Source organism: Achromobacter sp. 2789STDY5608615, assembly GCF_001298995.1.
Classification (GTDB): Bacteria; Pseudomonadota; Gammaproteobacteria; order Burkholderiales; family Burkholderiaceae_B; genus Achromobacter; species Achromobacter insuavis.
The window spans coordinates 141191-165354 of the sequence record NZ_CYTY01000009.1; the positions used below are offsets into that span (position 1 = coordinate 141191).

At 68.9% G+C, this 24164-nt stretch carries 21 protein-coding genes; 10 read left to right on the plus strand and 11 right to left on the minus strand.

What is annotated here, in order from left to right; genetic code table 11:
* The first annotated feature begins 127 nt into the window (after nt 1–127).
* The 5 genes from AOZ49_RS10340 to AOZ49_RS10360 all read left to right on the plus strand — a co-directional run bounded on the left by AOZ49_RS10340 (nt 128) and on the right by AOZ49_RS10360 (nt 6327).
* Nucleotides 128–1003 (plus strand): sulfurtransferase, encoded by an 876-nt coding sequence (locus AOZ49_RS10340; RefSeq protein WP_231690299.1) that lies wholly within the window; start codon nt 128–130, stop codon nt 1001–1003.
* 93 nt (nt 1004–1096) lie between these two features.
* Nucleotides 1097–2320 (plus strand): YeeE/YedE family protein, encoded by a 1224-nt coding sequence (locus tag AOZ49_RS10345; protein ID WP_369815788.1) that lies wholly within the window; start codon nt 1097–1099, stop codon nt 2318–2320.
* 150 nt (nt 2321–2470) lie between these two features.
* Nucleotides 2471–3619 (plus strand): RNA-binding protein, encoded by a 1149-nt coding sequence (locus tag AOZ49_RS10350; RefSeq protein WP_231690298.1) that lies wholly within the window; start codon nt 2471–2473, stop codon nt 3617–3619.
* A gap of 27 nt (nt 3620–3646) precedes the next feature.
* On the plus strand, nt 3647–5071 hold the full coding sequence (locus tag AOZ49_RS10355) for a hypothetical protein (protein ID WP_156355623.1): 1425 nt from the start codon (nt 3647–3649) through the stop codon (nt 5069–5071).
* A 116-nt stretch (nt 5072–5187) separates the two neighbouring features.
* Entirely contained in the window at nt 5188–6327 is a 1140-nt protein-coding gene (locus AOZ49_RS10360; protein ID WP_054430540.1) for a hypothetical protein, read from the plus strand.
* A 7-nt stretch (nt 6328–6334) separates the two neighbouring features.
* Here the strand turns inward: AOZ49_RS10360 and AOZ49_RS10365 are convergent, their stop codons facing one another.
* The 5 genes from AOZ49_RS10365 to AOZ49_RS10385 form a co-directional block, all read right to left on the minus strand.
* Nucleotides 6335–7006 (minus strand): PepSY-associated TM helix domain-containing protein, encoded by a 672-nt coding sequence (locus AOZ49_RS10365; protein WP_054475103.1) that lies wholly within the window; start codon nt 7004–7006, stop codon nt 6335–6337.
* A complete protein-coding gene (locus AOZ49_RS10370) occupies nt 7003–8139 on the minus strand; it encodes a YncE family protein (protein WP_054430538.1) in 1137 nt (378 codons plus the stop codon). Before AOZ49_RS10370 ends, AOZ49_RS10365 begins: the two co-directional genes overlap by 4 nt.
* A 2-nt stretch (nt 8140–8141) precedes the next feature.
* Nucleotides 8142–10547, minus strand: coding sequence for a TonB-dependent siderophore receptor (locus AOZ49_RS10375; RefSeq protein ID WP_054475104.1), 2406 nt, complete (start codon nt 10545–10547; stop codon nt 8142–8144).
* A 128-nt stretch (nt 10548–10675) separates the two neighbouring features.
* On the minus strand, nt 10676–11665 hold the full coding sequence (locus AOZ49_RS10380; RefSeq protein WP_082380387.1) for a FecR domain-containing protein: 990 nt from the start codon (nt 11663–11665) through the stop codon (nt 10676–10678).
* On the minus strand, nt 11635–12150 hold the full coding sequence (locus AOZ49_RS10385; RefSeq protein WP_054430535.1) for a sigma-70 family RNA polymerase sigma factor: 516 nt from the start codon (nt 12148–12150) through the stop codon (nt 11635–11637). The genes AOZ49_RS10380 and AOZ49_RS10385 overlap by 31 nt, the downstream gene beginning before the upstream one ends.
* Nucleotides 12151–12416: 266 nt before the next feature.
* Between AOZ49_RS10385 and AOZ49_RS10390 the strand changes: the two genes are divergently transcribed.
* Together AOZ49_RS10390 and AOZ49_RS10395 are read left to right on the plus strand one after the other, a co-directional pair.
* The gene (locus AOZ49_RS10390) at nt 12417–13598 is read left to right on the plus strand and encodes a hypothetical protein (protein ID WP_054475174.1); all 1182 of its coding nucleotides are present in this window, start codon (nt 12417–12419) and stop codon (nt 13596–13598) included.
* A 162-nt stretch (nt 13599–13760) separates the two neighbouring features.
* A complete protein-coding gene (locus AOZ49_RS10395; protein ID WP_156355624.1) occupies nt 13761–15110 on the plus strand; it encodes a hypothetical protein in 1350 nt (449 codons plus the stop codon).
* Nucleotides 15111–15231: 121 nt separating this feature from the next.
* Here the strand turns inward: AOZ49_RS10395 and AOZ49_RS10400 are convergent, their stop codons facing one another.
* From AOZ49_RS10400 to AOZ49_RS10420, 5 genes are all read right to left on the minus strand, one after another.
* Nucleotides 15232–15720: a GlcG/HbpS family heme-binding protein gene (locus tag AOZ49_RS10400; protein WP_054430534.1), complete on the minus strand. Its 489-nt coding sequence runs from the start codon at nt 15718–15720 to the stop codon at nt 15232–15234.
* A 123-nt stretch (nt 15721–15843) separates the two neighbouring features.
* Nucleotides 15844–16458 carry a response regulator transcription factor gene (locus AOZ49_RS10405; protein WP_054475107.1) on the minus strand — a complete coding sequence of 205 codons (615 nt, stop codon included), beginning with the start codon at nt 16456–16458 and terminating at the stop codon, nt 15844–15846.
* Complete coding sequence (locus AOZ49_RS10410; RefSeq protein WP_054475109.1) at nt 16455–17894, minus strand: sensor histidine kinase; 1440 nt, start codon at nt 17892–17894, stop codon at nt 16455–16457. The genes AOZ49_RS10405 and AOZ49_RS10410 overlap by 4 nt, the downstream gene beginning before the upstream one ends.
* 63 nt (nt 17895–17957) lie before the next feature.
* On the minus strand, nt 17958–19118 hold the full coding sequence (locus tag AOZ49_RS10415; protein ID WP_054475112.1) for an HPP family protein: 1161 nt from the start codon (nt 19116–19118) through the stop codon (nt 17958–17960).
* A 107-nt stretch (nt 19119–19225) separates the two neighbouring features.
* A complete protein-coding gene (locus AOZ49_RS10420) occupies nt 19226–19675 on the minus strand; it encodes a MarR family winged helix-turn-helix transcriptional regulator (protein WP_054430530.1) in 450 nt (149 codons plus the stop codon).
* Nucleotides 19676–19795: 120 nt separating this feature from the next.
* Here AOZ49_RS10420 and AOZ49_RS10425 point away from each other — a divergent pair, with 120 nt between their 5' ends.
* A complete protein-coding gene (locus AOZ49_RS10425) occupies nt 19796–21580 on the plus strand; it encodes a chloride channel protein (RefSeq protein WP_054475115.1) in 1785 nt (594 codons plus the stop codon).
* 86 nt (nt 21581–21666) lie between these two features.
* Here the strand turns inward: AOZ49_RS10425 and AOZ49_RS10430 are convergent, their stop codons facing one another.
* The gene (locus AOZ49_RS10430) at nt 21667–22563 is read right to left on the minus strand and encodes a LysR family transcriptional regulator (RefSeq protein ID WP_054475117.1); all 897 of its coding nucleotides are present in this window, start codon (nt 22561–22563) and stop codon (nt 21667–21669) included.
* Between the two features lie 143 nt (nt 22564–22706).
* On the opposite strand from AOZ49_RS10430, the gene argC reads away from it, so the two are divergent.
* On the plus strand, nt 22707–23651 hold the full coding sequence (argC, locus tag AOZ49_RS10435; protein WP_054475178.1) for an N-acetyl-gamma-glutamyl-phosphate reductase: 945 nt from the start codon (nt 22707–22709) through the stop codon (nt 23649–23651).
* A gap of 92 nt (nt 23652–23743) precedes the next feature.
* Nucleotides 23744–24164 (plus strand): DUF6622 family protein (locus tag AOZ49_RS10440; protein WP_054475121.1); only part of this gene is annotated, 421 nt, incomplete at its 3' end.

Genomic DNA, 24164 nt, shown 5'->3' on the forward strand with positions numbered 1-24164 from the left:
AATTGTTCCTGACTGTAAGCTGAACAAATATGCTCCGGATTCCCAGGCCGCATTGCGCCTGCTTCCGGAGATCATGATGTCCCTATCGAAACTGCTGGCGGGCGCTTTCGCCGCGCTGGCCAGCCTGATGGCCTTTCCCGCCACGGCGCAGCACGCCAAGTACCTGGTCACCACCGAGTGGCTGGAGAAGAACCTGAACGACCCCAAGGTGCGTGTCATCGAGGTGAGCGTCAATCCCGGCCTGTTCGAGCGCGGCCACATTCCCGGCGCCAGCAACGTCAACTGGCACACCGACCTGGTCGACACCGTCAACCGCGACATCGCGCCGCCCAAGCAGTTCCAGGCGCTGCTGGAGCGCGCCGGCGTCAACACCGACAGCACCGTGGTGCTGTACGGGGACAACAACAACTGGTTCGCCGCCTGGGGCGCGTGGATCTTCGACATCTACGGCATCGACAATGTGAAGATCCTGGACGGCGGCCGCAAGAAATGGGAAGCCGAGGGCCGCCCGCAGTCCAGCAGCGTCAAGGTGCTGGCCGCCGGCAACGCGCGTCCCAAGGACGCCAACCCGGCGCTGCGCGCCCACCTGCAGGACGTGCTGGCGGTGGCGCGCAAGGACAAGCAGGGCGTGCTGGTCGACATCCGTTCGGCCGACGAATACAGCGGCAAGATCTTCGCGCCCAACGGCGTGCCGGAACTGGCGGTGCGCGCCGGCCACGTGCCGGGCGCGGTCAACGTCACCTGGAGCAAGCTGGTGGCGGAAGACGGCACCTTCAAGTCGGCCGACGAACTGCGCGCCATCTACCAGGCGGTGGGCGTGGACGGCAGCAAGCCCATCATCACCTATTGCCGCATCGGCGAGCGCTCCAGCCACTCGTGGTTCGCGCTGCGCAAGCTGCTGGGCTACGACGTGCGCAATTACGACGGTTCGTGGACCGAGTACGGCAATAGCGTCGGTTCGCCGATCAGCAATCCGTCGGGCACCGTGTGGGGCAAGACCTGAGTGAGCGCCCTGGGAAACTCCGCGCCGGCGGCCGGGTCGGCGGCGGCTGTCGCCACGGGCTCGGCCGCCGCGATCCCGTCCGCCGCCGCGGCGATCGGCAATGCGGCGGCCGTGGCGCTGCTGGCCGCCATTGGCGCGGCCGCCTGGTGGCTGGCGTCGCAGCCCGAGGGCGGCCGCGGCCTGTCCTTGTCGCTGCTGCTCGGCGCCGCCTTCGGCATCGTGCTGCAACGTTCACGATTCTGCTTCTACTGCATCGCGCGTGACGCGATCGAACGGCGCGACCCCGCCGGCGCCTATGCCGTGCTGGTGGCGCTGGCGGTCGGCACGCTCGGCTACCACGCGGTGTTCGGCGCGTTCCTGCCCATTCCCGGGGCCGAGCGCCTGCCGCCCGGCGCTCACATCGGGCCGGTCAGCCTGGCCCTGGTGGCCGGGGCGTTCGTGTTCGGGGTCGGCATGCGCATCTCGGGTTCCTGCATCAGCGCGCATTTCTACCGCCTCGGCGAAGGCGCGCTGGCCTCGCCATTCGCCTTGCTGGGCGCGGGCGTCGGCTTCGTGCTGGGTTTCGCGTCCTGGAACACCTTGTACCTGGCCATGATCCAGCAGGCGCCGGTGGTGTGGCTGCCGCACCACCTCGGCTACGGCGGCACCGTGCTGCTGCAAGTCGCGTTGCTGGCGTTGCTGGCGCTGGGCCTGAGCCGGCTCGGCCGGCGCGTTCCGGCGGCGCGCCAGGCCGATGGCGCGCCTGACGGCGCCGCCATCCGGCCAGCGAATGCCTTCCAGGACGCGGCGAACGACCCGGCCACGCCGCCGCCCTCGCCATGGCAAGCCGTGCTGCGGGACCGCTGGCCGCCCGCGGTCGGCGGCCTGCTGGTGGCCTTCATCGGCGTCATCGCCTACTTGCGCATCGCGCCGCTGGGCGTGACCGCCGAACTGGGCAGCGTGGCCCGCACCGCCGCGTCCGCGGCCGGCGCGCTGCCCGCCCGGCTGGAGGGGCTGGACACCTTCGCCGGCTGCGCCACCGCGGTCAAGAACGCGCTGCTGTCCAACAACGGCGCCTTCGTGCTGGCGCTGGTGGCGGGCGCCTGGGCCGCCGCGCTGGCCGCCGGCGCGTTCCGGCCGCGTTGGCCGACGGCGCGCGAGATCCTGCGCAACTTCACTGGTGGCGTCCTGATGGGGTGGGGCGGCATGAGCGCGCTGGGCTGCACCGTCGGCACTCTGCTGTCTGGCGTGATGGCGGGCGCGGCCTCGGGCTGGATCTTCGGCGCGGCCTGCGTGGCGGGGATCTGGGTGGCGCTGAAGCTGCGCCCGACGCGCTGAGCATCCGTCCGCTTTCCACCGGCAACCGCTTCCGCTCGACCGTTCTCGCCGATACGTTATTGCGGAGGATCGGCAATAACGGCTCCATGCGCGGGCCGGTTGTCGGGTGGCGGCGTGGAGGCGGCGGTGGCGTGGTGTCGGAGATATGGAGTGGGGGTGATTCTGGCCGCGCTGGCCCTGGCCGCTGTCCTGCCGCTGTGGTGGCGGGTGCTGATTCCGGTGGAATCCTCCTCTCAAGTCGCCCCGCTGGCGGTCCCGGCCATGCCAACGATACGGACGGGGTTCGCACCGCCCAACGGCGGCCGGAGAATCCGTTCGCTGAGCGTGCATCCCAGCGGCGATGACTGGCTATTCGTGGAGTGTTCCGGACCAGGCGGCGAGCGGTGCGACGTCATGCGCTACCAGCGCAGTTCCGGGAAGTTGTTCCGCTATGGGCTGCCGGAAGGGTATCTGTATACCCATGCCCATTACTCCCCGCACGGTCATTACGTCGTGATGTCGCGCCGACCGGTTTATGGCGACAGCGAGGCGGATGCGCGCCGATCCGTGGACGATTCGCAGATCGCCTTGATGCGGTCTGATGGCAGTGCCTTCGACATCCTGCTGTTGGCGCGGGGCATCAAGTTGTCCCCCTTCATGTCGCAGGACGAGACGAGAATCGCCTTCTGGCGCAGCGGTCGCCTGTTGCCGCCGGGCCGCCGCCTGCGCCTGCTGGATTTCGACGTGTGGGAATTTGATCGGCGCAGCGCGGCGGAAAGGCCGTTCGGCGGCACGTTCGCTTTCGTCGCGGGAGGGCAGGCGCAATACCTCTCGGACGACGAGATCCTGTTCCATTCCTTCGGTCCCGGCGATTTCCTGTCGACCTACATGAATCGGTATCAGGGAAGCCAGATCTACCGGATGCGACGTGGAGTCCAGGAGGTGCCAACACCCGAGGTCTTCCCCGGAATCCGGAATGCGCGCATTGCGTCAATGGACGACGCCGGCAACCAGTATCTCTGGGGCCAGACACCGGAATCCGGGTTGGCCGTCATCCGCGTCTCGGCGCAAGGGGCGCGTGTCGGCTGGCAGCAGGCGCTCTCGTTCCATCCCAGGGAACTGGTTTGTGATCCCCACGGCGGTTACGTCGTTGCGCTCCATTCGGACCAGCCCTTCGACCCCGCGGACCGGCTCGCCGGAATCTCGCTGCTGAACATCGCCACCGGCACCTGGTCGCCGATTCCGCTGCCGGCCTGGGAAGATGCCGAAATCATGCCCGTCACGGTTCGAGATCATCCCACGCACGGCCTGGAGCCGTAGCGGCCTTTACCTTTGCAGGAGACACAAATGGCATCTGAAGATGGAAGCATCCGGCTGCAGGACCCCAGTTTCAATCCGGTCAGCTGGCTTCCCGTATATGGGCGATGGTGCGGCCCCGAGTGGTCCGCCGGGGAACGTGGAGGGACGAAGAGTCTGGATGAATTGCTGGACAGCGATGTATTGAGGTTTTCCGATGCTGATGGACAGCCCGGGCAGGCAAGTCAGCTAGATCTGATTTGCAAGGTGCATGATATCGACTATGTCAGAGCGGAAGGGAAACCGAACGAAGCCGGGCTCAAGTTGAAGGCTGACATGGATCTGCTGAGAAGTATTTCTCTGCTTGACCAGAAAAGCCTGCCTAAAGTCGAACAGACCTATAGCAAGTTGATGGCGTGCGCGTTTGCAGAGAAATTGTTCAGCGTCGATCTACCCCTGTGGGGCTACGAACTGCTGAAGAATGGCTTGTTGGAGTGGATGGCATCTATTGAAAAGCTCTTCCACCAGATCGATGGCCTGACCTATACCGATCAGTTCGGCAGCACGATCACAGGCATGGCTTTCGATGCCAAGAACGAGGGCCTCGCCTACCGACTCTTCGGAGTGACGTGCACGCAGATGGACGGCGCCGGCAACACGTGGGCTTGCTACCAGGATGCATTCCAGGCGATCCACAGCTTTACGCCCATCGCCAATGGCCTGGTCGTTGAAGCAGCGACGAGAATCATCACCGTGATGAACGACGGCTCGGTGCTCGAACAGATCGGAACCTCGACGCCGGTAACCCTGCTTACGCCGGCCCCTCATCCCTCGGCCGGCTCGCCCCCGGGGAATGACGCCAGCGCGCCGCACCACGATGGAAACTTGATATCGGGGGGAGAGATCGGAATACCGCCTGACGGCTTCGGAGATTGGGCGCTTGTTCCCAGCCTGCCGTTCGTGCCGCCCGCGCCGCCTCCCGCTCCGAGCGCGCCGCCCGCCGCTCCGCCCGCGGCGGGGCCGGATAAGCCTGTCGCAGGGGAGAAACCCGTGGCATCCGCGCCGCCAGGATCTCAACCTCCCTATTACATCGAGGTTGTCGATCCACCCGGTCCCAGCGATCTGATGGGGCGCCCGTCACCCCCCATCAAAGTGGTCGGCGACGAACCCCTGCCTTCATGGGTGCCGTTGCCGGAAGAGTCGAATCCGTGGGTGTGCGATGCGTGGAAAGGGCCTGAATTCGACGATTGCATACGGTTTTATTTCCAAGCCAAGTCCGTGGCGCTGGATCCGGAACGAATGGCCGGCGTCGAGCTTGCCGCAGACCATGACGCCACATTCGAACTGATGGATAACCTGATGCATCGCCATGCTCTCGTTGGGCAGGAGGTCGATGAACTTGTGTACGCGCCGGTCTTGGGATTGTTTTCCGATCCTCCACCCGGCGATGCGCTGATTGGGCACGATCTATATTGATGTAGTTTTTTGTCACAACATCGCCCGCGCGTGATAGCATCGGCCGACAGCACAGTCCGGGCGTCCGTCCCGACGACTGTGCCCCAGGTTCCTTGTCGATTCGTTGCGAGCGCCCCATGCACCTCTCCGAAGTCGAATTGAACGCCGCCTTGCGGGCCCAACTCGAGGCCCGCCGCCAGAGCCACCGTGGCTTGATGGCGCTGGCCCTTCTCATCGTCCTGATGTTCCTGTATCTGCTGTGGCTCTGGTATTCGCCGCCGCAATGGCTGAGTGACTACGTGGTGCCCGGGCGCGCCATTGCCGCTTCCTATGGCCTTCTGGTCGCGATTCTGGTGTTCCTGCCGGTGGCATTGCACACGGCCTGGCGCCACGGGCAGGCCTTCGTGGGCATCGGCCGCGTTTTGCGGGCCGGGCGCGTCCAGGTGGCGCAGGGCGCGCTGACGGGCATGCGGCCGCGCGCCGATGGCGTGCCGTTGTCGGCGGCCCCGGTGGCGCCTACCCGGAATTCGGGCGGACTGCGGTGGAAGGGCGCCCGCGTCGACTACGTGCTGGATGGCAAGCCGGTGCCCGGCTTGCTCGATCCCCCCAATCCGGACGCGATCGTACAGCACGAGGTGATGGACCTCTATACCTTGTATCCCGATGCGCAGGCGCGGATCAGTTTTTCCTGCGGGGAAAGGATCGCGCGGGTGGACTATCCGGAATTGCCGCCGGTGCGGGTCACGGACCAGCCCATGGGCGAGGACGACTGGGCCGAACTGCGGCGCGGCGCGCTCAAGCCGCTGGCATGGATGGTGGGGATCTTCCTGTTCCTGATGATGCTGCCGGTGGGGTTGGGGGCAATCGTCGGGATCCTGTCGCTGGATGCCTACCAGGCGTTCCTGTGGCTGTTCGCGGCGGTGATGCTGGCGTGCCTGTCGCCGCCGTGTATCGGCCCGCTGCGCAAGCTCTGGCTGTGGCAGCAAAGGTCGCGGCTACAAACCTGCAAGCGCACGGTGCGCGGCCCGGTGACCGAAGTGCTGGTCACCGTGCGCACGCTGGGGCGTTCGCCGGAGTACGTGCGCTGGGTGCGGGTGGATGGACGCTGGTATCAGGACGCCTACATTCCGGCCCTGCGCTTCGATGCGCGGCGCTTGCACACGCGCGGCGATGCCGAGCTGAACTTCCTGGTGGTGGACGGGCGCGTGCGCTTTCCGTTGAAGCATCATTGCCCGCTGGAGATCGGCCCGTTGCCGTCCGGGGCGCAACCTGCCTGATGCCGCATCAGGCCCACGATTGCGCCACCGCCGCCAGGCACGCGATCACCGACGCGAACGCGATGGCCAGTCCGATCAGCTTGCGTTTTTCCAGTTCGGTCCAGAGCAGCACGCCGGTCAGGCACAGTGCGATCAGCGCGCCGCCGATGGTGTCGGACAGCAGCACCCAGGCCACGCCGGTGCCATTGGCGCGATGGAAGTTCTGGATCACGCCCCACCAGCTGGCGCTGCTGCGGCGGGCGCTGGCGGCGCCGCTTTGCGGCCAGAATTCCACCTGCACCTGATAGCCCGGCGCGCGGAACAGCGCCTGCCAGCGCTCGGGCTGGCGCGCGGTGACATCGCCCCAGCGCACGTCCTGCGCCGCTTCCTTGCGGATGCGTTCGACCGGCTTGTCCAGCTTCAAGGCCTGCTGCAGCCATTGGCCGACCGCCGCGTCGGTGCGCGGCAGGCCGGCGGGCGCCTGCAATTGCAGGGTCTCGACCGCCGGGCCGGGCATGTCGATCTTGAGCACGGCGCGATGGTTCTGCAGGATGCCGCTGGCGCCGAACAACAGGCCCAGCAGCGCGCCCCACAAACCGAGCCAACCGTGGGCCTTGCGCAGCGCCTTCAGGTATTGACCGCGCCGCGCCGGCGGACGCGGCGGCCGGGCGACGGCGGAGTTGGCGGAGGTGAGGCTCATGGCCGCGCCTCGCGCAGGCGCAACGCGGTGACGGTGAAACTGTCGGCGGTGAAATGCCGTTGCGACTCGCCGCCGTCCGCCGGATAGACCTCGGTGTCGTCCATGCTGGGCAGGTAGGCGATGCCGTGGTCGGCGTCGTAGGCCATGTTGTGGGCCCAGGGCCGGGTGCCGATGGAGGCCAGCCGGCGCAGGTGGCCGGTACGGCTCGCGTCATGGATCGACAGGCGGGCATCGGCGCCGCTGGGCGCCAGCAGCCAGCCGCGGCGGGCGTCATAGGCCAGGGCGTTGATGTCGCGGCCGGCGGCGGCGCTGGCCAGCACCGCGCCGCTGTCCGCGTCCAGGCTCAGCAGGCGCGGATCGGCGCCGCGGCAGGCGACGAACAGCCGCTTGCCGGCGGGATCGGCGGCCAGGGCGCTGGGGCGCGGGCATTGCGGCGGCTGCCACAGGCGCGTCAGCGTCATGCGGCGCAGGTCGATGACGGCAATGCGGCCCTCGTCGCGCAGCGGCAATGCCACCACACCGGGCCCGAGCAGCGCGGGCGCGTCGAGCTTGGCGGCCGGCAGGTCGAGGCTGGCGCGCACGCAGTCGCAGGCCGGATCGAGGCGGTAGACGCGCGACACGGCGCCGCGGCGGCCGCTGGTCACCAGCACCTGGCCGCTGTCGGGGTCGTACAGCACGTTGTTGAGATTGCCGATGTCGAGCGGCACGCGCTTGAGCACTTGCCGGTCGGAGGCCCGCACCACGATCACGCTGCCGTCCATGCCGGCCACGTAGAGCCGGTCGGCCGACGGCACGGCGGCGACGGCGTTGGCGCCTTCGGTGCCGGGTATCCGGGCCAGCGCCTGGCGGCGGGCGGTGTCGTAGACGGTCAGGCCGTTCTCGCGGCGCGCCAGCAGCAGTTCGGCGCCGTCGCGCGCCAGGGCCGCGAAGCCCCAACTGTGGCCGCTGCCGGGCAGCGCGGTGGCGCTGCGCTCGGCCACGATGGGGTCGCGGGCGGCGGCCGTTTCGGCGCCGGCCGGGGCCTGGGCGATCAGGGCCGCGGCGGCGCAGGCGGCGGACAAGGCGGCGCGCAGGCGCGGCGCGGCTCGGCGCGGGAACGCGGCCGGCGCGGAGGCGGTGATAGGGGGTTGCATGCTCAGAATTCCATCCGCGTCGACAGCACGAACTGGCGCGCGTCACCCATGGAGATGAAGTACTGGTTGGCGCTGGAGGTGTAGTAGGTGCGGTCGAACAGATTGTTGACGTTCAGCTGGAACTGCACCTTGCGGCCGGCGACGCGGGTGTCGTAGGTGGCGAAGGCGTTGACCACGGTGTATGCCGGCAGCACGAACGAGTTGGCCGAATCGCCCGGGCGGGTGCCGACGTAGCGCGCGGCGGTGCCCAGGCGCAGGCGGCCTTCGCCGATCTGGCCGGCGTTGTAGACCAGCGCCAGCGACCCGGTGTGCTGGGCCACGTTCCACAGGCGGTTGCCCTGGTACTGCGGATCGTCGGTGGTGCGGGCGTCGAGATAGGCATAGCTGGCCATGAAGTCCCAGCGCGCCGACAGCGAACCGCTCACGTCCAGCTCGACGCCGCGCGAGCGCGCCGCGCCGCTGGTGCGCCAGTCGGTCAGCTTGGTGACGTCGTTGTACTGCGACACCAGCACGTTGCGTTTGCGGATGTCGAACAACGCCAGCGTGCCGGTGGTCTGTCCCGGCATGTCCCATTTCAGGCCCAGCTCCCACGACTTGGCCTGTTCCGGCGCCACGCCGGAGTCGATCACCGTGCCACTGGTCAGCGGCGCGATGGTCGAGGTGGGCTTGAGCGATTCGGTGTAGCTGCCATACAGCGACACCTCGGGCGTCCATTTGTAGACCAGGCCGGCGCGCGGCAGCCACTTGCCGCCGGCGATGTCGGTGTTGGTGCTGAACGGCCGGCCGCGCCCGGCCAACTGCTCATAGTGCTGGTAGCGCAGGCCGCCGACCAGGATCCAGCGTTCGCCCAGGTGCAGCGAGTCCTGCAGGAAGAACGAGGTGGCGCGCAGCTTGTCGGTCTGGTCGCTGTCGCTGGCGACCACGGTGTTGCCGGGGTCCTGCTGGTCGTAGACCGGATTGACGTAGCTGAAGGGCTTGGACAGGTTCTGCCGGATCAGGTCGGAACGGAAGATCTTGCGGCGCTCGTAGTCGGCGCCGACCTGCAGGTCGTTGCGCAGGCCGCCGATGTCGACGCGGCCATCGACGTACCCGATCACGTAGTGGTCGGTGGAGAGCGCGCCGCGAGTGCCGTCGTTGCTGCGCTTGACGGTGCCGGCCACCGGATCGATGGCGGTCACGCGCACCTGGTTGGCGTCGTAGCGTTCCTGGTTCCAGCTGTAGCCCAGGTGCGCCTTCCAGTTGTCGGTGACGCGCTGGTCCACGGTGACCTGGGCCAGTTCGGTGCTGCCCCACATGTTGTTGTAGGGTTCGTCCAGGCGGCGGCGCGAGGGGATGTCGAGCGGCTTGCCGGTGGTGGGATCGAGCGCGGTGCCGCGGTCGAACGGATACAGGTAGTCGCGGTGCTCATAGGAGGCCACGATCTGCGTGTCCTGCCCATACCAGGCCAGCGACGGCGCCACCAGCGTGTCGCGGCGGCGGCCGAAATTGCGCCAGTAGTCTTCGTTCATGGTGTCGACCACCAGGCGGTAGGCCAGCCGCGAATCGCCGATCTGCCCGGTGCTGTCGAGCGTGGCGCCGACGCCGTCGCGGCCCTGGGCATAGGTCGAACCCGTCAGCGTGATGGCGTGGTACGGCGTGAGCTGCGGCCGCTTGCTGACGATGTTGATGACGCCGCCCGGATCCATGATGCCGTACAGCAGCGACGCCGGACCCTTCAGGACTTCGACGCTGTCGGCGGCGGCGTTCAGGCCGCGGCCCTGCACCAGCGGCATGCCGTTGTGCATGATCGAGCCGTCGCGGTTGGCGCCGAAGCCGCGCTTCATCAGCGTGTCCTGGGTGCCGGCGAGCGTGTTGCCCTGGGTGATGCCGCTGACGTTGGCCAGCGCGTCGTCCAGGTTGCGCGGGCGCTGGTCGCGCAGCACCTGGGCCGGCACCACGTTGACCGCCTGCGGCTGGTCCAGCACCGCCAGTGGCGAGCGCGTCACCGAGGCCACCGGCTCCGGCTGGTAGGCGCCTTCGGCGGTCGATGCGCCCACCACGGTCACCGGCTCCAGCTGGGCGGCATTGTCGCCGCTGGCCACCGGCCGCACCGTGTAGACGTTGTCCGAACGCCGCTCGGCGCGCAGGCCGGTGCCGTCCAGCAACCGGCCGAAGCCCTGGTCCACGCTGTAGGCGCCCGACAGGCCGGGGCTCTGCTTGCCGGCCACCAGGCGGCCGTCCAGCGACAGCGTCACGCCGGCCTGGCTGGCGAACTGGCTGAGCGCCTGCGACAGCGGGCCGGGCGCGACCTGGAAGCCGGCGGGCGCCTGGGCCTGCGCGGGCGTGGCGGCCAGCAGGACCGTTGGCGCGGTCAGCGCGGTGGCCAGCGCGCGGGCCAGGAGCGGATAACGGAAGGGAGGGACGTGCATGGGGTTCCTTGGCGGCGGACGCGCGAAACGCGTCGTACATCTGCAGTGCCAAGCGAAAAGAAGAAAGGGGAACCGGAAACGCGCGGCTGTTACAAAATAGTTGGGCAAGCCGCCCGCGCCGGCCGGCGCTAGGCGGCCTCCAGCCGGACCCAGCCGGGCAGCACGCGCCGGGCGCGCACGGGCAGCGTGGCTTCCAGCGCGCGCAGGATGCGGTCGGTGTCGGCCAGCGGGAACACGCCCACCAACGGCAACCGCGCGACCTCCGGCGTACAGGTGACGAAGCCGCGGCGGTAGCGCGCCAGCTCGGCGGCAAAGCGCGCCAGCGGCAGGCCATCGGCCACGAGTTCGCCGCGGGTCCAGGCGTCGCGGGCGGGGTCGAGCGGTTCGGCCGCGTCGATAGCGCGGCCGCTGAACCCGGTGCGGGTGCCGGCCTGCGCGATGCGGACGGGGGCATCGTCGGGACGGATCTCGACCGCGCCGGCGTAGACATCGAGCCAGGCGCGGCCGCCGTCGCGCAGCACGGCAAAGCGGGTGCCCAGCGCCCGCAGTTGCGCATAGCCCACGTCCAACAGGAACGGCCGGGCCGGCTCGCGGGAATCGGGATGGGTGTCGATCAGGGTTTCGCCGTCCACCAGCACCACGCGGCGCGCCTGCGCGTCAAAGCGCAGATTGACCGCGCTGGCGGTGTTCAACCACAGCCGCGAGCCGTCCTCCAGCGTGGCCTGGCGGGTCTGGCCGACGTCGGTGCGCAGGTCGGCCAACTGGCGGCGGGTGGCCGGCTGGTTCCAGGCGGCGGCGCCCAGGCCGCCGACGCCGGCCAGCAGCATCAGCGTGCGCAGCGCGCGGCGGCGGCCGCGTCCGGCGCCGGTCAGTGCCTCCAGCGCCGGCTGGCCGGCCACGGATTCGAAGCGCGCGCTGATCGCGGCCACGGCATCCCAGGCGCGGCGGTGTTCCGGCCGGGCATCGAGCCAGGCCTGCCATTGGCGGGTGTCGTCGGCGCTGGCGCGCTCGTCGCCCAGGCGCGCGAACCAGTCGGCCGCGGCTTCGAGCACGCGGCGGTCGGGCGGGGCGGACAGCGTGGCGGGCCTCACCAGACGCCGTCCGCGATCAACAGGCATTGCAGCATCACCTGCGCCATGTATTTCTTCACCATGCGCTCGGACACGTCCAGGCGCCGGCCGATCTCGGCATAGGTGTAGCCGCCCAACTGCGCCAGCAGGAAGGCCTCGCGGGCGCGGGCCGGCAGGCGCTGCAACATGGCGTCGATCTCGACCAGCGCTTCCAGCACCAGCGCGCGCCGCTCGGGCGAGGGCGCGCTGGCCTCGGGGCGCTGGGCCAGGGCTTGCAGGTAGGCGTGTTCGAGGTCGCGGCGGCGCCACAGGTTGACCACCAGGCCCTGGGCAATGCGGGTCAGGAAGGCGCGCGGCTCGCGCAGGCCCGGCGTGTCGCGGGCGGCGATCAGGCGCACGAAGGTGTCCTGGGCCAGATCGGCGGCGTCGTGGTCGTCGCGCAGGCGACGCCGCAGCCACGCCGTCAGCCAGGCGTGGTGCGAGCGGTAGAGCGTGTCGACGGCGTGGGGAGCCGGGAGGTCGCCGGGCGGCACGGGGACTCCAAACCTGAAAGAATAATGGGAATGGTTCCTATTATAGCTATTCGGGCCTGGAGTTCCAGCGGGGGATGTGCTTAGCGCGTTGCGCCGGAACCATCGCTGTTCCGTGTGAGGCGGATGGCTGCCGAAGCGCCTGGCCATTTCCTGAGTACTCGTCCGCTTTCGTCGGGGCGCTCCTTTCGCCGCCTGGATCATCCATATACGTTGTCGAACATTGCTCCGCTGCCTTGGCGGGCTTCTGAACGCATATGGAAGCGACGATGAAGCGAAATCGCGCGTGGATCTTCGTGGCAACGGTGGCGCTGATTTGCGTGCTGCCGTTGTGGTGGTCGCTCTGGACATCGGCCTCCCCGGTCGCGAACGAGAAAAGGGCGCTCGTCGCTGTGGTGGAAACGCCGACCACGCGGACGCCGTTTTCTCCTCCGAACGGTGGCAGGGATATCCGCTCGCTGAGCCTGCATCCGAATGGCGTGGATTGGCTGTTTGTCGAATGCGCCCAGGATGGCGATAACCGCTGCGACGTCATGCGCTACCGACTCGATTCCGGCCGGCTGTATCGCTACGCGTTGCCGCCGGCCTATTCCTATACGTATGCCCGCTATTCGCCCCAGGGCAATTTCATCGTGATGTCGCGCAGGCCCGTCCATGGCGGGTCGGAAGACGCCTTGGAGCGCTCGCTCCATGACAGTGAAATCGTGTTGATGCACCAGGACGGCCGCGGGCGGGAGGTCATCCCGACAGCGCCCGGCAACAAGCTGTGGCCGTTCATGTCACTGGACGAGACGCGCATCGCGTTCTGGCGAGCCGCTCGTCTGGTGCCGCCTGGCAAGCGCATCCGCCTGTTCGATTTCGATATCCGGGAATTTGATCGACGCGACAGAGTGGAACGGCCCTTTGCCAGCGTCTTTCATTTTGTCGACGGTGGGCAGGCGCAATACATCTCGGACGACGAGATCTTGTTTGAATCTTATGGGCCGATAGATCATTTCTCGGAATACCACCGTCGCTATGACGGCAATGAAATCTATCGAATGAAGCGAGGGGCCGACACGGTGCCGACTCCTGATGTGTTCGATGGAATCGAACATATCAGGATGCCGTCCATGGATCGTGCAGGCAGTCTGTGCCTGTGGGGCCAGACGCCCCGTTATGGCCTGACGATTATTCGTATTGCGGCCGACGGTGAGCGCAATGGATGGCTGCAAGAAGACGGGTCGGAGGCGTCGTTCGATCCCAGGGAAGTGGTCTGCGATCCGAACGGTAAATATATCGCGTCCATTTATCGGGATCATCCCCTACGTTTTGGTGGCGGGGCAGGGGGGCTCGCCATGCTCGACATTGCTGCCAAGAAATGGTCAGCATTGCCGTTGCCGTCATGGGGGGAAGCAGAGGAAATCCCGGTGGTCATTTCCAGTGGAGAGGTGCATCGAGTCACAAAGTAGTGTTCAAAAGCAGTGCATTGACGAGTGGGAAATGACATGGCAACAGATGATGGAAGCATCAGAGTGCAAGACCCGAGATGGTATCCCTCCAGCTGGCTTCCGGTATACGGGCGATGGTGCGGGCCGGATTGGTCCGCGGGAGCGCGAGGAGTAACGAATACTGTGGAAGAGCTTCTTCGAGAGCCCGTATTCCAACGTATCGGCCCAGGAGGCGGGGTGAAGGTGGACAGTCCGCTGGATGAAATCTGCAAGGCGCACGATATTGCGTACGTCAAAGCCATGGAACATCCGGACTACGAGGCAACGCAGAAATTTCATGCGGATCTGGATCTGCTGAGCGACCTCGTGGCGCTGGACCAGAACAAGCTTACTGAGGATGAGAAAAGCTACGTCAAACTGATGACGGCCGCATTCGCCGCAAAGATCTGCGCCGTCGATTTCCCCGCGCTTTTTGACGAGGGGCTCATGACGGCCATTAAGGATCTGATGCTATCGGTCCATGGCCTCCTCGACGGGATTGATGGGTTGTCCTATATGGATCAGTTCGGCGCCATGATGTGGGGGGCGGTCAATGAAGGAGACCTCCACGGCGGATTCGGTGATCAGGAGTTCTGGGACATCCCGTTCACACGATTCACGCTGATCGCGACCGATACGGCCGGGGCCGGTGCGGTGATTTCGTATTACGAGGATCCGTATCGGGAAGCGCACGGCATCGCAGCCGTTGTCGCGGGCGAGATAGTCGAAGGATCGTCCCGAACGATCACCCTCTATGACGGGGGCTTTGTCACTGCGCAATCCGGTCAGCAGGCCCCTGTCGTGCTGGCGGAACCTTCGACCATGGCCTGGCCCGGGCTGTATCTCGACGATTTTCAGGTCTTCCCTGACGTGATCCCTGTCAGGCCGCCTGCGGCGGCATCGGCGCCTCCAGCAAGCGATCCGGATCCGGATATGGCGAGTATGCCGATACCTTCAATCATCGACATCGGGCCGATAACCTCACATCCATTGCCGTCGGTCCCGTTACCGTCTTTACCCGAACCCACCGCGCCTCCCGAGGAGCAATCGGCGCCACCCGACAGAACTGATGGCGGTCCATTTTACGCAGTGTTGGTGGACCCTCCGTTTCCCGACGACGGAACGGGATTGAGGGGGCCTCCACCGCCGCCCATTGTGGTCCATGGCAGTCCCGTCAATGACTGGATCAACGCGACCTGGGATCTGTTCCAATGCGACAGCCCCGATTTTTTCACGAAGACTTTCTGCGATGGCCTGCTGCGCGACGCATATCCCATGGCGATCGACTGGGCCGGTGAACTCTCGATAAGGCAGGACCTCAATCAGCTCGTTACAGCCGATTCCGGCGTGACGGCGACGCTGGCGCAGGGAGATTTTCAGTCCGGTGCGCTGCTGTCCGATACGGGCAATGCGTGGCTGTTCGAAGAAGGTTGGGCGGTCGCGGATGCCGGTTGCGCCTTGGTGGGCAATAACCTCGATGATGTGGGTTGGTGATTCGCATTTGCGGGCCCCGCAGGCTGGCAAGCGCGGACAATCCACCTTTGAGTCAGAGCGCGGAGCCGGCCCTTGATTGGCCGATATGCGGCGGCGGTCAGAGGCCGGCTCCGCTCGCCGCTTACTTGAACAACGCCGCGTTCTCTTCCAGCACCGTGTCCGCGCATTGCGCGTCCAGGTTGCCGCCGGGCGCGCCGGCCACGCCGATGGCGCCGATGACGTTGTTGCCGGCCTTGATCGGCACGCCGCCGCCCAGCAGCAGGTAGCCGGGGATGTCGGTCAGGTTGGCGGCGCCGGGGTTCTTCTGCGCGTTCTCCATGATGGCCAGCGTCGGCGCCTTGGCCGAGGCCGAGGTGAAGGCCTTGGCGCGGCTCGCCTCGATGGTGTGCGGGCCGGCGTTGTCGGCGCGCACGAAGGCCTTGAGCAGGCCGGCGCGGTCGACCACCGAGGCGCTGACGTTGTAGCCCTTGGCCTGGCAGGCGGCGACGGCGGCGGTGGCCAGCTTCTGGGCGTCGGCGGTCGAGATATTGCTTTCGGTGAGCACGGCGGCGTGGGCGGCGCCGCTGACGGCGAGCGTGGCAACCAGGGCGGCGAGCGGGTGGCGGGTCATGGTCTGCGTCCTTTTTTCGTGTGGGGATCAGGAGCAGTCAGTGTGGCCAAAAGGCGCGCGGCGCGGTATACGCCCGATTACTCACGCGCCTCCGTAGCGCTACGGAGGCGGCCGGGCGATGCCTCAGTCGAGCAGCGTGGCGTACAGGCGGATCAGCTGCGCCAGCGAGTCGGCCTCGAGCTTGGCGAAGACATTGGCGCGGTAGGTTTCGACGGTGCGCGGCGACAGGTCGAATTCGCGCGCGATCTCCTTGTTGCTCAGGCCTTGCACGATGCGCTCGAAGACCTCGTGTTCGCGCGTGGACAGGCGCGCCAGGCGTTCGGCGGCGGCCTGCGTCACGGCCAGCCGTTCGCGGCTGGCGATGTGGCCGCGCACGGCGGTCTGCACGGCGTCCAGGAAAATGTCGTCGTCCACCGGCTTCTGCAGGAATTCCATGGCGCCGCCCTTGAAGGCGCGACGGCACAGGTCGACGTTGGCGTGGCCGGTCAGCATCACCGCCGGCAGGTCGGAGGCCTCGGCCAGGCGCGCCAGCACATCGAGTCCGCTGATGCCGGGCATGCGGATGTCGAGCACCACGCAGCCGATGGTCTGCGGCGCCAGCTGCGCCAGGAATTGCTGCGGATCGCCGTAGCCGGCGCTGCGCAGGCCGACGCTGCGCAGCAGCAGCGCCAGCGCGTCGCGCACGGCGTCGTCGTCGTCCACCAGGTAGACCAGCGGCGATTGGTCGGGCAGGTTCATGCGGGGCCTCCGGCCAGGGGCAGGGTCAGGCTGAAGCAGGCGCCCGAGGGCTGCAGGTTGCGCGCGGCCAGGCGGCCGTCCATCGCGCCGGCCAGCGTTTCGCACAGCGCCAGCCCCAGGCCCATGCCCTGCGCGCGGGTGGTGTAGAACGGCGTGAACAGCCGGGGCAGCGCATCGGCGGCGATGCCCGGTCCGTTGTCGCTGACGCTGAAGACGTAGGTGGCGCCGTCGGCGCGGCCTTCGAGCGTGATCTGGCGCGGCCCCGGGGCATCGGCCAGCGCGTCGGCCGCGTTCTGCACCAGGTTGTGCAGGATCTGTTCGAGCGCGACCCGCTCGGCCAGGGGCCGCGCCTGCGGGCTGGCGTTGTGCCAGTGCAGGCGGATGCCCTGGCGCGCCAGTTCGGGTTCGCGCAGGAAACGCAGCGAGGCCGCCAGCGCGTCGGGGTCCAGCGCCTCGCGTCGGCCGGGCGCGCTGGGCTGCACCAGCGCCCGCATGCGGCTGATGATGTCGGCGGCGCGCTTGGCCTGTTCGGCGCTGGCCAGCAGGGCGCGGCGCACGCTGGGGCGTTCTTCCTCGTCGTCCAGCAGGCGTTGCGCGGCGCGGGTCTGGGCCAGGATCGCGGTCAGCGGCTGGTTCAGTTCGTGGGCGATGCCGGCGGCCATTTCGCCCAGCGTGCTCAGCCGCGCCATGGATGCCAGCCGCGCCTGTTCCTGCTGGCGCCGCGCCTCGGCGCGCGAGCGCCGCATGGCGGTGACGCCGGTCACCAGCAGCGCGCTGGTCAGGCCCCACAGTCCCCAGGGCAGCCAGGGCCAGGAGGCGGGCGTGAGGGTGCGGGTGCTGTGCAGCGCGAACGGCTGGCTGGCCGCGCCCAGCGGCTTGGCGAGCGTCAGCGGCCAGCCGGGGCCGGCCGGGTCCGGCTGCCGTTGCAGCAGGGGCAGCGGCTGCTGGCCGATGGCGAGGGTCAGGTTGGCCAGGCTGGCGGGGAAGTCGGCGGCGGGCACGAGTTCGCGGGCGTCCACCAGCAGGCTCCAGCTGGACGGCGCCACCAGCCAGTAGCGGGCGGCATCCAGCGGCAGTGTCACGGGGCGGCCCAGCGTGCGGGCCTGCTCGACCGCGGCGCGCAGACCGGGCGGTTCGGCCGTGCTGCCGGCCCAGGCGCCGTCGGGCAGGTAGCCGAGCGCCTGCAACTGCGGCATGGCCGGCCGCAGGCTGGGAAACAGGCGTTCGGGCGCGGGCGGGTGCGATAGCGCGGACAGCGTCGCCAATACGGCTTCGTGCTGCACGGTCTTCTGGCTCAGCATGCGCTGCGCCACGCTGGTGTCCTGGAAGAAGCGTTCGTACTGGTCGACGTAGTGCTGGCGCCCGATCCAGAGGGCGCCCAGGCAGAACAGGACCAGCCAGGCGAGGAGGGCGCGGTGGCGCAGCGGGGGATTCACGCTGGAATTATGCCCCGTGGCCGATCCGGCGCGGAATCCGTAGGGCTACGGAGGCGTCGCGGCTCACGCCGCCAGGCGGCCGTCGTGGCCGGGCGCGGCCTGGGCGGCGGCCGACAGTGCCATCTGATGCAGGGCGGCCACCAGGTCCGACTGGGTGACCAGGCCGGCCAGCACGCGGCCTTCGCCCAGCACCGGCACGCAGTGCAGGCTGTCGGACATGGGGCGAGCCAGCTCGATCGCGGGCAGGTCGGGCGTGGCGAACGGCACCTCGGAACGCATGCAGTCGGCCACCAGCAGGTCGGCCGGCGCGCCGCCCGCGGCCGTGACCTGGGCCGGACGGCCGCGGCGGGCCAGCGCGTCGGCCTGCGCCAGCATGCCGGCGTAGTGCCCGGCGGAATCGAGCACCGGCAGCCATTGCAGGCGGTGCTTGTCGAACAGGCGCACGGCGTAGTCCAGCGGATCCTGTTGCTGCACCACGACCATGTCGCGCGACATGATGTCGGCGCAGCGCACGTCGCCGAAGCGCCGCCGGCTGGCGCGCAGCTCGGCGGCCAGCACGATGTCCTCGAGGTCTTCCTTGCTGATGTCGAGCAGCTCGCCGCGCTGCGCCAGGGCCTCGTCCAGGTCGGCGCGCGAGAAGCCCAGGCGGGCGCTGGGCGCCGGGTCGCGGGTCTGGTGGCCGGGCGCGGGCTCGACGTGGCGGCGCGGATAGTTGCGCCTGAGCAGGCCGTTGAAGACCACGGCGATGCCCAGCAGGATGGTGGAATTCAAGGCCACCGGCCACAGCACGAAGCCATAGCCCAGCGCCGCGACCTGCGGCCCGCCCAGCACCGCGGTCAGCGCCACCGCGCCGCTGGGCGGATGCAGGCAGCGCAGCGAGAACATGGCGGCGATGGCCAGCGCCGCCGCCGTGGCCGCGGCCACGCCGGGATCGGCTATCGCCTGCGCGCAGAACACGCCGATCAGGGCCGACACCAGGTTGCCCGCCATGATCGACCAGGGTTGCGCCAGCGGGCTGGCCGGCGCGGCGAACAGCAGCACGGCGGACGCGCCCATCGGCGCGATGAACCAGGGGTTGGCGTTGCCCAGGGCGTGGTGGCCGACCCATTCGGTGCAGAACAGCCCGACCAGCGCGCCCAACGCGCCATAGAGCTTTTCGCGCAGATTGACGCCGACCGGCGCCGGCGCGAACGCACCGAGCCAGCGCTTGATAGCCACAGCCAAAACCTTTACCTCGCCGCTTCAGATATATCGGGGGACGACAATTTATCACGCGGCGCGCCGGCCGGCGGCATGAGCTTATGCCGCCGGGTCATGAGGGGCGGGCGGAATCAGCGCTCGGCGTCGTCGCCGATGCGGGCCAGCAGGCGGGTCAGCAACGGCCGCATGGCGCGCAGTTCTTCGAGGTGCGAGGCCGACAGGCTGGCCAGGATGCGCTCGGCCTTGTCCGTCAGCACCACCTCGACGCGGCGGCCGTCTTCGGGATCGGGTTCGCGGCTGACCAGGTCGAGTCGTTCGAGGCGATTGACCAGTTCGGCGGCGGTGTGCGGACGCACCAGCAGGCGTTCGGCGATCTCGCCGACATACAGGCCGCGGCGGCCGGGCGCGCCGGGCCGGCTGCCCTTGATGGCCAGCAACGCCTGGTGCTGCTGCGGCATCAGGTCGAGGCCGGCCGCGGCGTTTTCGCTGAAGGCGGCGAACTTGCGCAGCGCGTAGCGGAAATCGGCCAGCAGTTCGTAGTCGGTGGCGGACGGCAGGTCGGGGGCAGGGGAACGTTTCACCCGGCCGATTCTAATATATGTCGTGATACGATATATTTGATTTTTCGCAAACAGCGGCCGATCACCGTCCCCGTGGACGCGGCGGCCGCGCGTTCCGTTTCCATCTCCTCACCTCGAACCATGCCTCCCGTTTCCTCTTCCGTGCGCGCCTTGCGGCTGGGCGACTTCACCACCGACAAGCGTGTCGTGCTGCTGATGGCGCTGGCCGTGCCGACCGGCCTGGCCAGCGTGGCCGCCGCCTGGGCCCTGCTGCGCCTGATTGCGCTGTGCACCAACCTGGCCTACCACGGCCTGTTCTCGTTCGCCGACCTGCCCATCACCAGCGGCCGCCTGGGGCCGGCGTCGGTGGCCATTCCCGTCATCGGCTGCCTTATCATCGGCCTGATGGCGCGCTACGGCTCGGAGAAGATCCGCGGCCACGGCATTCCGGAAGCGATGGAAGCCATCCTGATCGGCAAGAGCCGCATCGCGCCCAAGGTGGCGGTGCTCAAGCCGGTGTCGTCGGCCATCTCGATCGGCACTGGCGGTCCCTTCGGCGCGGAAGGCCCGATCATCATGACCGGCGGCGCCATCGGCTCGCTGCTGGCGCAGACCATCCACCTGAACGACGGCGAGCGCAAGACGCTGCTGGTGGCCGGCGCGGCCGCGGGCATGACGGCGATCTTCGCCACGCCCCTGGCGGCGGTGCTGCTGGCGGTGGAACTGCTGCTGTTCGAGTGGAAGCCGCGCAGCTTCCTGCCGGTCGCCACCGCGGCGCTGGTGGCGGCCGTGGCGCGCGCCTTCGCGCTCGATGACGGGCCGGTCTTCAGCTATGCCGGCGTGATGGCATTCACCCCGTGGCACCTGGTGGCCTGCGCCGCCGTGGGCGTGCTGGCGGGGCTGGGCTCCGGCGTGCTGACGGCGCTGGTCTACGCGGCCGAGGATCTGTTCGAGAAACTGCCGCTGCACTGGATGTGGTGGCCGGCGCTGGGCGGCCTGGCCATCGGCATCGGCGGCCTGATCGATCCGGCCGCGCTGGGCGTGGGCTACGACAACATCCACCATCTGCTGGCGGGCGACCTGGCCTTGCAGGCGGTGTTGCTGCTGTTGGTGGTCAAGGTGGCCATCTGGTCGATCGCGCTGGGCTCGGGCACCTCGGGCGGGGTGCTGGCGCCTTTGCTGATCTTCGGCGGCGCGCTCGGCGCGCTGGCCACGCCGCTGCTGCCGCAGGCCGCGCCGGGTTTCTGGGCGCTGGTGGGCATGGCGGCGATGATGGGCGGCACCATGCGGGCGCCGTTGACGGCGACGTTGTTCGCGGTCGAGCTGACTGGCAACCTGGGGGCCTTGCTGCCGGTGCTGGCGGCCTGCGTGTTCGCCTACGGCGTGACGGTGCTGCTGCTGCGCCGCTCGATCCTGACCGAAAAGATCGCGCGCCGCGGCCACCACATCAGCCGCGAATACCGGGTCGATCCGTTCGACCTGCTGCGCGCCAGCCAGGTGATGACCACGCCGGTGCAGACGCTGCCCGACAGCCTGACGGTGGCGCAGGCGATCGCGCATTTCACCACCGCGCAGCCGGTCCACACCAGTTACCCCGTGGTCGATGAGGCCGGCGTGGCGGTGGGCGAGGTGACGCGCGCAGACAGCCTGGCCTGGGCGCTGGAACCGGCGCTGCATGAACAGACCCTGGCGCAGGCGCTGCAGGGGCGCGAGCTGGTCCATGGCTTTCCGGAGGAACTGGCCAGCCAGATCGCCGACCGCATGGCGCTGTCCGGCGCCGGCCGCGTGCCGATCCTGGACCGCGACAGCGGCCGGGTGCTGGGCATCGTCGGCCGCAAGGACCTGTTCCGCAGCCGCGCCCGGCGCCTGCGCGAGGAAGCCGAGCGCGCGTCGTTCCTGCGGCGGGCGTCGTCCGGGGCAGGCTGAATCCCGGGGCCGCGCCGGCGGTCGAGGCGCCGGCCGGCCAGGATCGGTTGGCAGGGAAAGGCACCCCGCGCGGCCCGGTCGCCAGGCTAGGCGCGATCGTCGGCCGCGCGCAATTGCCAGAGGGCGTCGAGCACGTGCTGGGTGGCGCGCTCGACCTGTCCGTCGCGATGGGCGATGCCCAGCGGCCGCCACAGCGCCGGACGCAGCGGCCGCATGGCGATGCGCGGGTCGGCCTGCGGCGCGGTGGCCTCGTGCGGCAGCAGCGTGGCGCCGTAGCCGGCGGCGACCAGGCTCTTGATGGCGTCGTTGTAGTTCAGCTGGATGCGCGGCCGCGGCTGCAGGCCGGCGGCGGCGAACCATTCGCCGGTCTGGCGCGACAGCCGGGTGCTGGCGTCGTTCAGGATCAGCGGCCGGTCGCCCAGCCACGCGGGCGTGACGCGGGCCGGCGGGTTCCAGGCGGCGGGCAGGAAGGCCATGATGGGATCGCGCCGCCAGGGCCGCAGCACCAGGCCCGGCACGGGCGGCTGCGGCAGCGCCACCAGGCCCACGTCGAGCGCGCCGTCGCCCAGTTGCTGCAGGGTTTCCTGCGACGTCAGCACGGCCACCTGGACGTCGATGCCGGGGTGTTCGCGGCCCAGCGCTTCCAGCGCCTGCGGCAGCAGGTGGGCGATGGCGCCGGTCGACGCCCCCAGCCGCACCCGGCCGGCCAGGCCCTGCACCTGCCGCTGTACGTCGTCGAGCGCCTGGTCGGCCTCGGCCAGGATGCGGCGCGCGCGTTCCAGCGGGGTGTCGCCGATGGGCGTGGGCCGGACCTGGCCGCGCTTGCGCGTCAGCAGCGGCGCGCCGACGCGCGCCTCCAGGTCGGCCACGTGCAGGCTGACGGTGGGCGGCGCCAGGTGCAGGGCGCGGGCGGCGTCGGCGAAAGAGCCGAGGTCGGCGATGGCGACCAGGGTGCGCAGCCGGTCGAGGTTGATTTCACGCATGGCGGTTTCATTCAGGAATTCTGAATCTCGTCGTCATGATATTCGACTTTTCGTATGCGGAGCGTTGGGCAATGATGGACACCCGGATCCACTTTCGACCCCATCCGCCGGCGCCGCGCCGGCTTTTTCGCAAGGCCACGCACATGACTCATCCCCTAGTATTCATCGACGGCGACCAGGGCACCACCGGTCTGCAGATCCACGAACGGCTGCGCGGCCGCGCCGACCTGCGCCTGCTCACGCTGGCCGAGGGCGACCGCAAGGATCCGCGGCGGCGCGCCGAGGCCATCAACGCCAGCGACATCGCCATCCTGTGCCTGCCCGACGAGCCGGCGCGCCAGGCGGTGGCGTCCATCGTCAATCCGGAGGTACGGGTGATCGACGCCAGTTCGGCGCACCGCACCACCGCGGGCTGGGTCTACGGCTTTCCGGAAATGGCGGCAGGGCAGGCCGAGCGCATCGCCCAGGCCAAGCGCGTCAGCAACCCGGGCTGCTATCCCACGGGCGCCATCGCCTTGCTGCGGCCGCTGGTGCAGGCCGGCCTGGTGCCGGCCGACTATCCGTTCAGCGTGCACGCCGTGTCCGGCTATTCGGGCGGCGGCCGCGCCAGCGTCGATGCCTATGAGGGGCCAGGCGCCACCGGCGGGCTGGCCTTCCAGGTCTACGGCCTGGGCCTGGCGCACAAGCACACCCCGGAAATCGAACGCCATGCCGGCCTGACCCAGCGGCCGGTGTTCGTGCCGTCGTACGGCGCGTTCCGCCAGGGCATTGTGCTCACCGTGCCGCTGCAGCTGCGGCTGCTGCCCGCCGGCGTCAGCGCCGCGCAACTGCAGCAATGCCTGGCCCGCCACTATGCCGGCGCCCGCCACGTGCAGGTGGTGGCGGCGCAGGACGCGGCGGCGCAGACGTTCCTGGATCCGCAGGCGCTCAACGGCACCAATGACCTGCGGCTGGCCGTGCATGGCAACGCGGAACACGGCCAGGTGCTGCTGAGCGCGGTGTTCGACAACCTTGGCAAGGGCGCGTCGGGCGCGGCGGTGCAGAACCTGGACCTGATGCTGCAAGCGCTGGCCCTGGCCGAGGCCTGAATCGCCAGCGGTTTGTCAGGCGATTTCTGCTCAACTGGGCGGGCGCTGCCGTTCCGGTCGCGCCTGCCCGGAATCCCTTGCCTGGAATCCTCATGAGCCTGGAAATCCTGCATCGCACGCCGCTTTGGGTATGGGCGCTGTTCGCGCTGTTGCTGTATCGCGGCATCCGCGCGCTGCGGCCGCGCCAGCTGTCGGTGTCGCGCACTTTCCTGTTGCCGGTGCTGTTCCTGGTCTGGGTGCTGGTGTCGATCCACGGCGAAGTCACCGACCTGCGCGCCGCCTACGAGGCGTTCGCCGCCAGCATGGTGGCGGGCGGCGTGCTGGGCTGGATGCTGTGGTCGCGGGCCGGCCGCGCCACCTATCACCCGCAGACGCGCATGATCGAGCGGCCGGGGTCGCCGATCACGCTGGTCCTGCTGGTGCTGGCCTTCGCGTCCAAGTTCGTGCTGATGACCATGTTGGCGCGCGATCACGGGCTGGCCGCCGACGCCGCGTTCTCGGCGGCATTCGGCG